The following is a 14354-nucleotide window of genomic DNA, read 5'->3' as shown; positions in this document are numbered from 1 at the left end:
ATGGCCCGCTGGCCGGCCCGCCTGCTTGTCGGCATGCTGTGCCTGCCGCTGGGCGGCTGCACGCAGCTGCGCTACTACACGCAAGCGGCGCAGGGGCAATATGCGCTGTGGTCCGGCGCGCGCCCCGTCGATGCCTGGCTCGATGACCCGGCCACCGAACCGCGCCTGAAAATGCGCCTGGCCAAGGCGCAGCAGATCCGCCGCTTTGCCGTCAGCGAACTGGATTTGCCGGACAATGGCAGCTACAAGAATTACGCGGCCCTGCGGCGCCCATTCGTGCTGTGGAACGTGGTGGCCACGCCGGAATTGTCGCTGCAGCCGCTGCAATGGTGTTTTCCCATCGCCGGCTGCGTGAATTACCGCGGCTATTACAGCAAGGATGAGGCGCTCGCGTATGCCGACGAGCTGCGCGCCCAGCATTACGACGTGCAGGTGGGCGGCGTGCCCGCGTATTCCACCCTGGGCTGGTTCGACGATCCCCTGCTGTCGACCTTTATCAACTACAACGATGCGGAACTGGCGCGCCTGATTTTCCATGAACTGGCGCACCAGGTGGTGTACGTGCCCGGCGATTCGGCCTTCAACGAATCGTTTGCCAGCGCCGTGGAAGAGGCGGGCGTGCAGCGCTGGCTGGCGCGCGAGGGCAATGACGCGATGCGCGCGGCCTACGCTCAGTACGCGGCGCGGCGCCAGGATTTTCTGGCCTTGCTGCTGACATACCGGGGGAAGCTGGACGCCGTGTATGCGAGCGACGCCAGCGATGCGGACAAGCGCGCGCGCAAGGCGCAGGTGTTTGCAGCATTGCAAGACGCGTATCAGGTGCTCAAGCAAAACTGGGGCGGTTTTGCCGGTTACGACCGCTGGTTCGAGCAGCCCTTGAGCAATGCGCACCTGGCATCGGTGTCTACCTACAATGAATTTTTGCCTGCCTTTAAAAAATTGCTGGAAGAAAAAAAGAACTTTCGTGCTTTTTATGCTGCAGTGCACACAATGGCCCAGATCAAGAAGCCTGAGCGCAGGCATGCGCTGGAACAATTGTCCAGCCCCTGACCCGTAAAGATTGTCCAGTACGCCGAGGCAAGCGATTCGGTAACAGCGTATTTATCATGCTGCAACGCAGCATAAAAAGGCCTTAGAGTTGCTGCTCGAATACTGTTGAAAGCGCTTGCATGGAAGCGCGGCGCCCGATAGCATCGCATTAGTAGCATAGAGCAATTGCTCGTCAGAATGCTCAAACTGACTGCAGGACGACAGAATCCGCAGCGATGATCCGCGTCGGCAAGATGCGCCGGCTCCCCCACGATTATTCGAGACAAGAGGCACAGGATGGAAAAAATTTGGCTGAAGTCGTATCCTCCCGGCGTCCCCGCCGACATCGATCCTGATCAATATCGTTCGCTGGTGCATTTGCTGGAAGAAGCGTTTCAAAAATATGCGGATCGCAATGCCTATGTCTGCATGGACAAATTTCTCACCTATGCCGAACTCGATACCTATTCGCGCCAGCTGGGGGCCTTTCTGCAAAGCCGTGGGCTGAAGAAGGGGGCCAGGGTGGCCCTGATGATGCCGAACGTGCTCCAGTATCCGGTCGCGATCGCGGCCGTGCTGCGCGCCGGCTACACGGTGGTCAACGTCAACCCTTTATATACGCCGCGCGAACTTGAGCACCAGCTCAACGATTCGGGCAGCGAAGCGATCATCGTGCTGGAAAATTTTGCCCATACGGTCGAGCAAGTATTGAGCAAGACGGCCGTCAAGCACATCGTCGTCGCCAGCATGGGCGAAATGCTCGGCGGCTTGAAGGGCATGATCGTCAATTTTGTCGTGCGCAACGTCAAGAAGATGGTGCCCGCGTATTCCTTGCCGAACGCCATGCGTTTCAAGCAGGCGCTGGCGCTGGGCAGCCGCATGAAGCTCACGCCCGTCGAGCTGAGCATCAACGATCCCGCTTTCCTGCAATATACGGGCGGCACGACGGGCGTGTCGAAAGGCGCGACCTTGAGCCACCGCAATGTGATCGCCAATGTGCTGCAAAGCGAAGCGTGGTCGGGCGCGGCGCTCGACCAGAACAGCAAGGAACAGATGATCGTCGTCTGCGCCCTGCCGCTGTACCATATCTTTGCCCTGACGGCTTGCGCCATGTGGGGCACGCGCGTGGGCGCCCTGAATATCCTGATCCCGAATCCGCGCGATATCCCGGGCCTGATCAAGGAACTGGGAAAATACAAGTTCAACCTGCTGCCTGCGGTCAATACGCTGTATAACGCGCTGGTCAACCATCCCGATTTTGCCAAGCTCGATTTCTCGGGCTTGAAGATCGCCAATGGCGGCGGCATGGCGGTGCAGCAAGCCGTCAACGACAAGTGGCTGCAGGTGACGGGCGTGTCCATCATCGAAGGCTATGGCTTGTCGGAAACCTCGCCTGTCGCTACCTGCAACCGCGCTGACAGCACGGCGTTCTCCGGCACCATCGGCTTGCCGATTCCGTCGACCGATATCGCCATCCTCGACGATGACGGCAAGGAAGTGCCGCTGGGCCAGACGGGCGAGATCGCCATCCGTGGCCCGCAAGTGATGAGCGGCTACTGGAACCGTCCCGATGAAACGGCCAAGGTCATGACACCGGACGGCTATTTTAAATCGGGCGACGTGGGCATCATGGACGAGCGCGGCTACGTGAAGATCGTGGACCGCAAGAAAGACATGATTCTCGTCTCCGGCTTCAATGTGTATCCGAACGAAGTCGAAGCCGTCATCGCGGCCCATCCGGGCGTGCTCGAATGCGCGTGCGTGGGCGTGCCCGATGAACACTCGGGCGAAGCCGTGAAAGTATTTGTCGTGCGCAAGGACCCGAACCTGACCCAGGCCGTGCTGGCCGCGTATTGCAAGGAGCAGTTCACGGGCTACAAGCGGCCGAAATACATCGAATTCCGCGATGAACTGCCGAAGACCAACGTCGGCAAGATTTTGCGTCGCGCCTTGCGCGATGAATCGAAGATAGCAGCATAAACAGTGTGGATGCGCCAGGAGGCGCATCCCTTTTACAGATAAAGATGAGGCGAGATGGACAAGATTTGGTTGAAGTCGTACCCGGACAGCGTGCCCGCAGAGATTGATTGCACGCAATACCGTTCCGTCACGCATTTGCTGGAAGAGTCGTTCCAGAAATATGCGGACCGCAATGCCTTCGTGTGCATGGATAAATTCCTGACCTACCGCGAGCTCGACCAGTTGTCACTGCAGATGGGCGCCTGGCTGCAAAGCAAGGGGCTGCAACGGGGCGCGCGCGTGGCGATCATGCTGCCGAACGTGCTGCAATATCCGGTCGCCATGGCGGCGATCCTGCGCGCCGGCTACACGGTGGTGAACGTCAATCCGCTGTACACGCCGCGCGAACTGCAGCACCAGCTGGTCGATTCGGGCAGCGAAGCGATCATCGTGCTGGAAAACTTCGCCACGACGGTCGAACAGGTGTTGCCGCATACCCAAGTCAAGCACGTGATCGTGGCCACCATGGGCGACTTGCTGGGCGGCGTGAAGGGCACCATCGTCAACTTCGTCGTGCGCAAGATCAAGAAAATGGTGCCTGCGTTCTCCTTGCCGAACGCCATCAGTTTCAACAAGATGCTGGCCGAGGGTGCACGCTTGAGCCTGACGCCGGTGCAGCAGGGGCATGACGATATCGTCTTCCTGCAATACACGGGCGGCACGACGGGCGTCTCAAAAGGCGCGATGCTGTTGCACCGTAACGTGATTGCCAACGTACTGCAAAACGAGGCGTGGATGGCGCCCGTGATGACGCCTGAAATGCGCGCCACTTCGATGGGATTCATGTGCGCCTTGCCCCTGTATCACATCTACTCGCTGACGGTCAGCGCCCTGATGGGCATGCGCCTGGGTGGCATGTGCGTGCTGATTCCCAACCCGCGCGACATCCCTGGTTTCGTCAAGGAATTGAGCAAGCACAAGATCGTCGTCTTCCCGGCCGTCAATACCTTGTACAACGCGCTGCTGAACAATGCGGACTTCGCCAAGCTCGATTTCTCCAGCTACAAAGTGTGCAACGGCGGCGGCATGGCCTTGCAACGCAACGTGGCCGAACGCTGGCTGAAACTGACGGGCTGCCCGCTGATCGAAGGCTATGGCATGTCGGAAACATCACCCGTGGTGACGGGCAACCGCGTCGATATCACGGAATTCACGGGCACCATCGGCTTGCCTTTCCCGTCGACGGAAGTGGCGATTCTGAATGATGACGGCGTGGAAGTGCCGCTGGGTGAGCCGGGCGAAATCGCCGTGCGCGGCCCGCAAGTGATGGCGGGATATTGGCAGCGTCCGGACGAGACGGCCAAGTCGATGACGGCCGACGGCTACTTCAAGACGGGCGACGTGGGCGTCATGGACGAGCGCGGCTATGTAAAAATCGTAGACCGCAAGAAAGACATGATCATCGTCTCCGGCTTCAATGTGTATCCGAACGAGGTGGAAGACGTGGTCGCGTCCTGCCCTGGTGTGCTCGAATGCGCATGCATCGGCGTGCCGGACGCCAACGCGGGCGAAGCCGTGAAAGTGTTTGTCGTGCGCAAGGACCCGAACCTGACGGTGGAGCAGATCCGCGAGCATTGCAAACATGAATTGACGGCTTACAAGAAACCGAAATACATCGAGTTCCGCGATGAATTGCCGAAGACGAATGTCGGCAAGATCTTGCGCCGTCAATTGCGCGACGAAAAGAAAGTAGCTTAATTCGCCGCCAAGGCCGTGTCCGCCGCTACGGCTTGCCGTGGCCTGGCGGGCAGGCCGAAGCAGGGGCGCAGCCAGTGCACTTTGCTGATCAGCAGCGACGTTGCCAACCAGCAAGTCGCCACCGTGCCAGCCAGTATCAGCAGCGGTTCCAGCACGGGACTCAGCTTCAGCGGCACCAGCCAGTAAGCCAGCAGGATAATCGCGCTCTGGTGCAGTAGGTACCAGGGAAACACGGCCTGGCGCGCCCATGGCAGCCAGGCAAAAGGTTTATTCAGCAAGGTGTGCGACCAGCCCAGGATGGCGCAGATGGCCAGCCACATGTACAGATTACGCATGGGCCAGGAGCCGAACGAGGCCCAGGTCAGCAGGTTTTCCGAATATATCTGGTCGAAAAACATATACACGGCAAACGCGCCCAGGCCCAGCCACAGCGTATGCCAGCGCAAGCGCGCCAGTTCCGCCCACAATCCCTTGTCATTGCCCAGCCACCAGCCATACAGGAACAGCGTGAAATACATGGCGTGCGCATACCAGTCGCGCACCAGCGCATGGGTTTCCGGATAGCGCATTTTGAGGAAGACCATTGCCGCCAAGGGTGGCAGGGCAGGCAGGACCAGCAGACGCCAGCCGTGCAAGCGCTGGAACCGGGGGCGCAGCGCCGTCAGCAGCGGCTGCAGCGCCACCAGTACGATGATGTACAGCAGCAAGTACACGAGATACCACAGGTGGTTCCAGGTAAAGCCATATTGCCAGCCATCGAAGGCGCCTGCCGGCCAGGCATGGCCGCCAAAGTAATGCAGCAGGAACTGCCCATATCCAGGCTCGACCAGGCCCTTGCTGACCCCTTCGCAATACGGCTGGATGGGAATGATGACGGCCATGCCGAACAGCAGCGGCAGCAGCAGCCGCTTGGTCCTGCGCCACAGGAAGGCGCCGCGCGAGGCCTGCGTCATCATGGCGCACGAGACGCCGGAGATGAGGAAGACGATTTCCATGCGCCAGCGGTTGAGGAAGATCAGCGGCATGTTCAAGGCATCGGTGGCGTAGCTGCTGTGCATGTGAAAGTGCCATCCATTCATGTACAGCAGGGCAGTGTGATAGACAATCAGCAGGCTGAAGACGAGAAAGCGCAAGGCGTCGATATCGTGACGGCGGGAGGCTATGGTCATGATCGTGGGCGAGTGGTGAAGGAAACCACAGCATAGGCAGCGACGGGGCAGCGTGCCAGCGAAATGGGACCAGCGGACGGCTGGCTGGGACGAATGGATCGCCTGGGACGGGTGTGGGACCTTACAATCATGTAACTCATTCAAGCCCCGAAACCATGCATATCGCTTCCACTGACCTGTTGCAACGTTATCAACGCTGGCGCCGCGTGGCCGAGCCGGGATTCTGGATCGTGCTGTATCTGCTGCAGGCCAGCGTCAACAGCTGGCTGGTCTGGCTGGACCTGCGGCGCGCCGGCGTCAATACGCCATTCTGGGAAGTGGCCGTGTGGGAGTGGAGCAGCAATCTGGTGCTGCTGGCGCTGGTGCCCGTGGTCGTGCTGGCGGGACAGTACCGGCCGCTGCACCTGGTGTTCCAGCGCCAGAACCTGCGCTGGCACCTGGCCGCGTCGGTCGCCTACAGCCTGGTGCATGTGGCGGCCATGGTGGCCTTGCGCAAACTGGCGTACTGGAGCGCCGGCAGCGATTACGATTTCGGTCATTGGTGGCGCGAGTTGCCGTATGAATACCTGAAAGATGTGCGTGCTTACTTCCTCGTCCTGCTGGCCGTGGGCTTTTACCAGTTGCTGCTGATGCGCTGGCAAGGCGAGGCGACCTTGCTGGGCGAGCCCGATGAAGGGCCCGCCGTGGAACCGGTGCAGCAGCCGGAGCGGTTTCTGGTGCGCAAGCTGGGCAAGGATTTTCTGTTGCCTGCTCTTGAGATCGAATGGATACAAGCCTGGGGCAACTATGTGAACCTGCATGTGCGCGGGCACGATTACCCGCTGCGTTCGACCATGGCCGCCATCGAGCGCCGCCTCGACGGCAAGCGCTTTGTGCGCGTGCACCGCAGCTATATCGTCAACCTCGATTTCGTGCAGGCCATCATACCGCTGGAATCGGGCGACGCGCGCGCCGTGCTGTCCACGGGCGGCGAAGTGCCCGTCAGCCGGCGTTACCGCGACGCCTTGAAAAGCGTAGCTTAGCTGCGTTGCAGGCCCGCCTTGCCGTCCTGCACGGTGAAGCTGGCCAATGTCGCGATGCCGGATGTGCTGTCGCGTACATTTTCCAGGCCCTGGAACAGAGCCGTGCTTTTTTCTGGCGTGATCTCCAGCAACATATAGCCGCGCTTGTCGCTGCGTCCGTAGCGGATGTGCGGGTTCATCGCCACGTACTGGTCGGTGCGCGCCTGCGGGCGGGAACTCGACGTGATCGAGGTGCCGCAAAACTCGGTCGCCAGCACGGGATTATCCTTGTAGGTGGGCCGCATGGCGTTGCGGCTCAGTTCCGTCGCATAAAAGGTGTGCACGTCGCCCGACAACACCAGCGGATTGCTGGCCTTGCTGCTGCGCAAGGCGTCGAGCAGATGCTGGCGCGCCATGGGATAGCCGTCCCAGCCATCGGTCCAGACGCGCTCGTCGCCGGGCCGCACGATGGGCACCTGGCTCGATTGCGCCATCAGGGTTTGCTGGGCCAGGATATTCCAGCGCGCCGGGGAATCATCGAGACCGGCTTGCAGCCAGCGCTGCTGTTCCTCGCCCAGCATGGTGCGGTCGGGTTTGAGCAAGTCGGGACAGTTGCGCGTGGTGACGGAATTGGAGCCGCCACGGCCCGGTCTGGCGCAGGCGTGGTAGGCGCGGTATTGCCGGTCATCGAGCACGTGGAAGCGTGCCAACCGGCCCCAGTCGTAGCGCTGGTAGATGCGCATGTCGACAAAGCCGCGACGCCCCAGCGGCAGCAGGCGCAGCGGCATGTGTTCATAAAACGCCTGGTAGGCGGCCGCGCGGCGCTGCAGGAAGGTGGGCGTGAGCAACTCGTCGCGGTCGTTGCCGTAGTCGTTGGCCACTTCATGGTCGTCCCAGGTGACGATCCACGGCGCGGCCAGGTGCGCGCCCTGCAAGTCGCGGTCGCTCTTGTATTGCGCATAGCGGGCGCGGTACTCGTCCAAGGTAAAACTTTCATGCGTGCGCACGGCCCGGTCCGGGTGCTGCAGCTGGTACGGCCCCCACTCATAAATGTAATCGCCGAGGAAGGCCACGAGGTCGGGCGCCGCCGCCGCGATGTGCCGGTGCGCCCCATACGCGCCGAATTCCCAGTGCTGGCATGAGGCGACGGCCAGTTTCAGCGAGGCAGGCATGGAGGCGGGCTCGGGCGCCGTGCGCGTGCGGCCCACGGGACTGACGGCGTCGCCCAGCATGAAGCGGTACCAGTACCAGCGTCCGGGCGCCAGACCGCCCGCGTCGACGTGCACGCTGTGCGCGAGGGCCGGCATGGCCGTCGCTTGCCCCTTGGCGGCGATGCGCCGGAAAGCCTCGTCTTCGGCCACTTCCCAGCGCACGTTCAGGGCGATGGCGGGCGTGGCGGCTGCGTGCAGCGGGTCGTAGCAGATGCGCGTCCACAGCACGACGGCGTCGGGCAAGGGCGAGCCGGAAGCGACGCCGAGCGCAAACGGATAAGCCGTGCCGTTCAGGCGCGTGGCGGCGCCGGCGCTGGAACCGGACAGCACAGTGCCGGCCGCGGCCAGCGCCGTGATGCGCGCAGCGCTCAGCAAGAAGATGCGGCGCTGGCTATCCATGGTGTGGAATGATTACGACAATCAAGACGCCAATAAGGTCTCGATCGGCGGCACCTTGCGCGGCTTGCGGTCGGAGTCCGTCGCCACGTAGATCAGGGTCGCTTCCGTGACTTTTACGATGCAGGCCTGCAGGCGGTTGCGCTCGGCATACACCTCGACATTGACGGTGATCGAGGTATTGCCCACCTTGACGATGTCGGCGTAGAAGGACAGCAGATCGCCGACGAAGACGGGATTTTTGAAGACGAAGGAATTGACGGCGATGGTGGCGACACGGCCGTTGGCGCGCCGCGTGGCCGGCAGGGAGCCGGCGATATCGACTTGCGCCATGATCCAGCCGCCGAAGACGTCGCCGTACACATTGGCGTCGGACGGCGCGGGCATCATGCGCAATTCCGGCATTTTTCCGGCGGGCAGGCCGGAGGCGAGGCAGTTGTCGGGACGGTCTGGGGAGGTGCTCATCTTTTATTCTCATGAAAGGCTACAATTGCTGCGATTGAACCATAAAAAGCCGACCTTCGCCATGCGCCGTTCCCAGACTCCCCCTCCGCCCCGCTCGCCAGCTTCCGCCAGCCACAGCGATTTCGCCACCATCAAGACCTTGCTGCCGTACCTGTGGGTCTACAAATGGCGAGTGCTGCTGGCGCTGCTATGCCTGGTGGGCGCCAAGCTCGCCAACGTGGGCGTACCCCTGATCCTGAAAAAACTCGTCGACGCCATGACGATCACGGCCGCGCATCCGCAAGCGCTGCTGGTGCTGCCCGTCGGCTTGCTGGTGGCGTACGGCTTGCTGCGCCTGTCGACCACCTTGTTTACGGAATTGCGAGAATTCCTGTTCGCCCGGGTCACGCAGCGGGCCGTGCGCACCATCGCCCTGCAAGTGTTCCGCCACCTGCATGCGCTGTCCCTGCGTTTCCATTTGAACCGCCAGACGGGCGGCATGACGCGCGATATCGAACGGGGTACGCGCAGCGTCGGCTCGCTCATTTCCTACACCCTGTTCAACATCCTGCCGACCCTGGTGGAAATCACCCTCGTGCTCGGCTATCTGGTCTTGCATTACGACATCTGGTTCACCGTGATCACGGCGGTGGCGCTCGTGTCGTACATCGCGTTCACCGTGCTGGTGACGAACTGGCGCACGCATTTCCGCCGCACCATGAACGACCTCGACTCGAAGGCGAATACCAAGGCCATCGATTCGCTGATCAACTATGAAACCGTAAAATATTTCGGCAACGAGGATTACGAAGCGAAGCGCTATGACGAAGGCTTGCAGCGCTACGAATCGGCCGCCGTGAAATCGCAGACCTCGCTATCCCTGCTCAATACCGGGCAGTCCTTGATCATCGCCACGGCCGTCACCTTGATTTTGTGGCGCGCCACCGTGGGCGTGATCGCCGGCACGATGACCCTGGGCGACCTGGTGCTGGTGAATGCCTTCATGATCCAGCTGTACATTCCCCTCAATTTCCTCGGCGTCATTTACCGCGAAATCAAGCAAAGCCTGGCCGACATGGAGCGATTGTTTTCCCTGCTGAACGAGAACCGCGAAATCGCCGATACGCCGGACGCCAAGCCGCTCGTCACGCGGGGTGCGGCCGTGCGTTTCGAGCACGTGGATTTCAGCTATGAAGCCAAGCGGCAAATCCTGTTCGATGTGGATTTCCAGATCCCCGCCGGCACGACGACAGCCGTGGTGGGCCACAGCGGCTCGGGCAAGTCGACCTTGTCGCGTTTGCTGTTCCGCTTCTATGAAGTCGATGGCGGCGGCATCACCATCGATGGCCAGGACCTGCGCAATATCACGCAGGATTCCCTGCGCGCGGCCATCGGCATCGTGCCGCAGGATACGGTGCTGTTCAACGACAGCATCGAATACAACATCGCCTACGGCAAGCCGGGCGCCAGCAAGGAAGCCATCGTGGCGGCAGCCAAAGCCGCATCGATCCATGATTTTATTGAAAGCTTGCCAGATGGTTACAGCTCCATGGTGGGCGAGCGGGGCTTAAAACTGTCGGGCGGCGAAAAGCAGCGCGTGGCGATTGCCCGCACCTTGCTGAAAGACCCGGCCATCCTGATCTTCGATGAAGCCACTTCGGCACTCGACTCCAAGGCCGAACAGGCGATCCAGTCGCAGCTGAAGGAGATTGCCAAAAACCGCACTACCCTGGTGATTGCGCACCGTCTGTCGACGGTGGCCGACGCCCAGCAAATCCTCGTGCTCGACCATGGCCGCATCGTCGAGCGGGGCACGCATCCGCAATTGCTGGCGCTTGACGGCCTGTATGCGCAGATGTGGCAACGCCAGCAGGCGAATAGGGACGATGAGGCGGAAGAGGACGAGTTGGCGGGGTTGGCGCCAGCAAAATAAATCAGGAATGGGAAATCAGTAGGAAAAATGCTACAGCCGCGCCGATTCAGGCGCGCGTATAGCGCCTATTTGAGGGCAATCGCAGAAAACGGCTGGTCCGGCGCTGAAAATGAAATAAAATTAATTCCATTGGTGGCGTCTGCACCACAGTTGTTTCGTTCGGAATCGATTCCGTTTGTCCGCCCAGGAGAATTTATGAAATTGACCAAAATCATCGCCACGCTGCTCAGCGTCGGTGTCATCAGCAGCATGTCGCCAGTCCAGGCTCAGGAATTGACCGGCACCTTGGCCAAGATCAAGAAAGCCGGTTCCGTCACCCTCGGCGTGCGCGACGGCTCCGTGCCCTTCTCCTATCTCGATGACAAGCAGCAATACCAGGGTTATTCGATCGACCTGTGCATGAAAGTCGTCACGGCCCTGCAGAAACACCTGGGCATGAGCGAACTGAAAGTGGTGATGAGCCCCGTCACTTCGGCCAACCGCATTCCGCTGATGGCCAACGGCACCATCGACCTCGAATGCGGCTCGACGACGAACAATCTGGAGCGCCAGCAGCAGGTGGCGTTCGCCCCCACCATGTTCGTCATCGGCAACCGCGTGCTGTCGAAAAAATCCTCGAACATCAAGACCCTGGAAGACTTGCGCGGCAAGACCCTGGTCGCCACGGCCGGCACGTCGACCATCAAGCAGATGACGATTTTGAACAAGGAAAAGAACCTGGGCATGACGATTGCCGTCGGCAAGGATCATCCCGAGTCGTTCCTGATGCTGGAAACGGGTCGCGCGGTGGCCGAAGCCAATGACGACATCTTGCTGGCGTCGCAGGTGGCCAACTCGAAGAACCCGAACGACTACGAAATCACCAAGGAAGCGCTGTCCGTCGAACCGTACGGCATCATGCTGCGCAAGGGCGATCCGGCCTTCAAGAAAGTGGTCGACGATGCGCTGATCCGCCTGTACAAGAGCGACGACATCAACCGCATTTATGCGAAATGGTTTACCTCGCCGATCCCGCCGAAAAACATCAACCTGAAATTCCCGATGCCGCCGCAACTGAAGGCCGTGTTTGCCAATCCGACCGACTCCGGTGACCCGGCCGCATATGCGGCCGTACCGGAAGCGCAGAAGACTTCGGACAAACGGAAAAAGTAAAGATTGCGTAACAAACCGGGAGGCGCAAGCCTCCCGATTTATTTGCGGGACAGGTGGCCGGCTGGCCGCTGTCCTCGGGCTGCATGCGAAGGATGATCATGAATTACAACTGGAATTGGCGCATCTTCTGGGAGATTTCTCCCGATGGCGTGGGCACGTATATGGACACCTTGTGGTCCGGCCTGGTCTGGACCCTGGCCACGGCCGGTGCGGCATGGATCATGGCATTGATATTGGGCCTGGTGGTCGGCACCATCCGCACCCTGCCGAATAAATGGCTGGTGGGCGTAGCCAATGCCTACGTTGAATTGTTCCGCAACGTGCCGCTGCTGGTGCAAATGTTCCTCTGGTATTTCGTCATGCCGGAATTGCTGCCGCCGGACCTGGGCGCCTGGGTCAAGTCGCTGCCGAATGCGCCGTTCGTCACGGCCGTGCTGTGCCTGGGATTCTTTACCTCCTCGCGCGTGGCCGTGCAGGTGACGACGGGCATCGAGGCGCTGCCGCGCGGGCAGAAACTGGCCGGCACGGCGCTGGGCCTGACCCTGCCGCAAACCTACCGTTTCATTTTGCTGCCGATGGCCGCGCGCGTCATCCTGCCGCCGCTGACCAGCGAATTTTTGAACATCATCAAGAACAGTTCCGTGGCGCTGACTATCGGCCTGATCGAGCTGACGGCCAGCGCGCGCGCCATCCAGGAGTTTTCCTTCCAGGTGTTCGAGGCGTTTTCGGCCGCCACCATCATCTACGTCGTCGTCAACCTGCTGGTCGTGGTGCTGATGCACCTGATCGAGAAAAAGGTCGCCATCCCCGGCTTCATCGTCGCCGGCGCCAAGACGGGAGGACACTGATATGTTCGGTAATTTCGATTTCGACGTCATCTCTCGCTCGTGGGTCTATCTGTTCCAGACCGGCATGGTGTTTACCCTGAAACTGACGGCGCTGGCCATGGTGGGCGGCATCGTGCTGGGCACCTTGCTGGCGCTGATGCGCCTGTCCGGCAACCGCATCATCTCCGGCGTGGCGTCGAGCTACGTCAACCTGATACGCTCGATCCCGCTGGTGCTGGTGATCTTCTGGTTCTACTTCCTGGTGCCGTATATCGCCGCCTGGATCATCGGCGCCAACGAGCCCGTGAAAGTGGGCGCGTTTTCTTCCGCGCTGATCACCTTCATCATGTTCGAGGCGGCCTACTATTGCGAGATCATGCGCAGCGGCATACAGTCGATTCCCCGCGGCCAGGTGTGGGCGGGACAGGCGCTGGGCATGAACTACCGGCAAACCATGGGCAGCATCGTGCTGCCGCAAGCGTTCCGCAACATGATCCCCGTGCTGCTGACGCAAACCATCGTGCTGTTCCAGGACGTGTCGCTCGTGTACGTGCTGTCGATTCCCGATTTCGTCGGCGCCGCCTCGAAAATCGCGCAGCGCGACGGCCGCCTGGTGGAAATGTACGTGTTTGTCGCCGTCGTGTATTTCGTGCTGTGCTATGCCTTGTCGTTCCTGGTAAAACGCCTGCAGAAACGCGTCGCCATCATTCGCTAACCGTAAAAGAAAGAACAAGATGATTGAACTCAATAACGTCAGCAAATGGTATGGCCAGTTCCAGGTACTGACCGACTGCACCACCAACGTCGCCAAGGGTGACGTGATGGTCATTTGCGGCCCGTCGGGCTCCGGCAAGTCGACCCTGATCAAGACCGTCAACGGCCTGGAACCGATCCAGCAGGGGCGGATCATCGTCGACGGCATCACCGTCAACGATCCGAAAACGAATTTGTCGAAACTGCGCGCGCGCATCGGCATGGTGTTTCAGAATTTCGAGCTGTTCCCGCATCTGTCGATCCGCGAAAACCTGACCATCGGCCAGATCAAGGTGCTGGGCCGCAGCGCCGACGAAGCCAATGCCAAGGGCTTGAAATACCTGGACCGCGTGGGCCTGCTGTCGCAGCAGGACAAGTTCCCCGGCCAGCTGTCGGGAGGCCAGCAGCAGCGCGTGGCCATCGCCCGCGCACTGTCGATGGACCCGATCGCCATGCTGTTCGACGAGCCGACATCGGCGCTCGATCCGGAGATGATCAACGAAGTGCTCGACGTGATGGTGGGCCTGGCGCAGGAAGGCATGACGATGATGGTCGTCACGCACGAAATGGGTTTTGCCCGGCGCGTGGCGAACCGCATCGTCTTCATGGACCAGGGCAAGATCATCGAGGATTGCAGCAAGGATGACTTCTTCAACACGACGCGCTCGGACCGTGCGCGCGATTTCCTCGCCAAGATCATCCATTAATTTTCCATCACCTTG

General features: G+C 60.7%; 12 protein-coding genes. 9 read left to right on the top strand and 3 right to left on the bottom strand.

The window, feature by feature from the left end; all coding sequences use genetic code 11:
• From AC3RCG_RS27345 to AC3RCG_RS27335, 3 genes are all read left to right on the top strand, one after another.
• Nucleotides 1–1050, top strand: coding sequence for an aminopeptidase (locus tag AC3RCG_RS27345; RefSeq protein ID WP_492402076.1), 1050 nt, complete (start codon nt 1–3; stop codon nt 1048–1050).
• 276 nt (nt 1051–1326) lie between these two features.
• Nucleotides 1327–3009, top strand: coding sequence for a long-chain fatty acid--CoA ligase (locus tag AC3RCG_RS27340; protein WP_099411285.1), 1683 nt, complete (start codon nt 1327–1329; stop codon nt 3007–3009).
• Nucleotides 3010–3063: 54 nt separating this feature from the next.
• Nucleotides 3064–4746: a long-chain-fatty-acid--CoA ligase gene (locus AC3RCG_RS27335; protein ID WP_492402077.1), complete on the top strand. Its 1683-nt coding sequence runs from the start codon at nt 3064–3066 to the stop codon at nt 4744–4746.
• Here the strand turns inward: AC3RCG_RS27335 and AC3RCG_RS27330 are convergent.
• The gene (locus AC3RCG_RS27330; RefSeq protein ID WP_492402078.1) at nt 4743–5915 is read right to left on the bottom strand and encodes an acyltransferase family protein; all 1173 of its coding nucleotides are present in this window, start codon (nt 5913–5915) and stop codon (nt 4743–4745) included. The genes AC3RCG_RS27335 and AC3RCG_RS27330 overlap by 4 nt on opposite strands.
• 155 nt (nt 5916–6070) lie before the next feature.
• Here AC3RCG_RS27330 and AC3RCG_RS27325 point away from each other — a divergent pair, with 155 nt between their 5' ends.
• Nucleotides 6071–6937, top strand: coding sequence for a LytTR family DNA-binding domain-containing protein (locus AC3RCG_RS27325; RefSeq protein WP_070311535.1), 867 nt, complete (start codon nt 6071–6073; stop codon nt 6935–6937).
• Here AC3RCG_RS27325 and AC3RCG_RS27320 read toward each other — a convergent pair.
• Nucleotides 6934–8526: an alkaline phosphatase D family protein gene (locus tag AC3RCG_RS27320; protein WP_121670646.1), complete on the bottom strand. Its 1593-nt coding sequence runs from the start codon at nt 8524–8526 to the stop codon at nt 6934–6936. The two genes, AC3RCG_RS27325 and AC3RCG_RS27320, sit on opposite strands and share 4 nt — an antisense overlap.
• Nucleotides 8527–8547: 21 nt before the next feature.
• On the bottom strand, nt 8548–8913 hold the full coding sequence (locus tag AC3RCG_RS27315; RefSeq protein ID WP_226939493.1) for an acyl-CoA thioesterase: 366 nt from the start codon (nt 8911–8913) through the stop codon (nt 8548–8550).
• A gap of 136 nt (nt 8914–9049) precedes the next feature.
• On the opposite strand from AC3RCG_RS27315, the gene AC3RCG_RS27310 reads away from it, so the two are divergent.
• The 5 genes from AC3RCG_RS27310 (at nt 9050) to AC3RCG_RS27290 (ending at nt 14339) form a co-directional block, all read left to right on the top strand.
• Nucleotides 9050–10900: an ABCB family ABC transporter ATP-binding protein/permease gene (locus AC3RCG_RS27310; protein ID WP_436541529.1), complete on the top strand. Its 1851-nt coding sequence runs from the start codon at nt 9050–9052 to the stop codon at nt 10898–10900.
• A 195-nt stretch (nt 10901–11095) separates the two neighbouring features.
• Nucleotides 11096–12052, top strand: a complete 957-nt coding sequence (locus AC3RCG_RS27305; RefSeq protein ID WP_070220709.1) for an amino acid ABC transporter substrate-binding protein — start codon at nt 11096–11098, stop codon at nt 12050–12052.
• A 98-nt stretch (nt 12053–12150) separates the two neighbouring features.
• A complete protein-coding gene (locus AC3RCG_RS27300; protein WP_121671239.1) occupies nt 12151–12900 on the top strand; it encodes an amino acid ABC transporter permease in 750 nt (249 codons plus the stop codon).
• A gap of 1 nt (nt 12901) precedes the next feature.
• On the top strand, nt 12902–13594 hold the full coding sequence (locus AC3RCG_RS27295; RefSeq protein WP_409027630.1) for an amino acid ABC transporter permease: 693 nt from the start codon (nt 12902–12904) through the stop codon (nt 13592–13594).
• A 19-nt stretch (nt 13595–13613) separates the two neighbouring features.
• Nucleotides 13614–14339 (top strand): amino acid ABC transporter ATP-binding protein, encoded by a 726-nt coding sequence (locus tag AC3RCG_RS27290; protein WP_070220705.1) that lies wholly within the window; start codon nt 13614–13616, stop codon nt 14337–14339.
• Nucleotides 14340–14354: the final 15 nt, after the last annotated feature.

The organism is Janthinobacterium sp. GW823-FHT01H08 (assembly GCF_058797855.1).
The sequence above is the reverse complement of the archived record's forward strand: the minus strand, read 5'-3'. Positions and strand labels throughout refer to the sequence as shown.

Coding starts and splice junctions, on each gene's coding strand:
- AC3RCG_RS27345 (WP_492402076.1), top strand. CDS start 1: ATGGCCCGCTGGCCGGCCCGCCTGCTTGTCGGCATGCTGTGCCTGCCG.
- AC3RCG_RS27340 (WP_099411285.1), top strand. CDS start 1,327: ATGGAAAAAATTTGGCTGAAGTCGTATCCTCCCGGCGTCCCCGCCGAC.
- AC3RCG_RS27335 (WP_492402077.1), top strand. CDS start 3,064: ATGGACAAGATTTGGTTGAAGTCGTACCCGGACAGCGTGCCCGCAGAG.
- AC3RCG_RS27330 (WP_492402078.1), bottom strand. CDS start 5,915: ATGACCATAGCCTCCCGCCGTCACGATATCGACGCCTTGCGCTTTCTC.
- AC3RCG_RS27325 (WP_070311535.1), top strand. CDS start 6,071: ATGCATATCGCTTCCACTGACCTGTTGCAACGTTATCAACGCTGGCGC.
- AC3RCG_RS27320 (WP_121670646.1), bottom strand. CDS start 8,526: ATGGATAGCCAGCGCCGCATCTTCTTGCTGAGCGCTGCGCGCATCACG.
- AC3RCG_RS27315 (WP_226939493.1), bottom strand. CDS start 8,913: ATGATGCCCGCGCCGTCCGACGCCAATGTGTACGGCGACGTCTTCGGC.
- AC3RCG_RS27310 (WP_436541529.1), top strand. CDS start 9,050: ATGCGCCGTTCCCAGACTCCCCCTCCGCCCCGCTCGCCAGCTTCCGCC.
- AC3RCG_RS27305 (WP_070220709.1), top strand. CDS start 11,096: ATGAAATTGACCAAAATCATCGCCACGCTGCTCAGCGTCGGTGTCATC.
- AC3RCG_RS27300 (WP_121671239.1), top strand. CDS start 12,151: ATGAATTACAACTGGAATTGGCGCATCTTCTGGGAGATTTCTCCCGAT.
- AC3RCG_RS27295 (WP_409027630.1), top strand. CDS start 12,902: ATGTTCGGTAATTTCGATTTCGACGTCATCTCTCGCTCGTGGGTCTAT.
- AC3RCG_RS27290 (WP_070220705.1), top strand. CDS start 13,614: ATGATTGAACTCAATAACGTCAGCAAATGGTATGGCCAGTTCCAGGTA.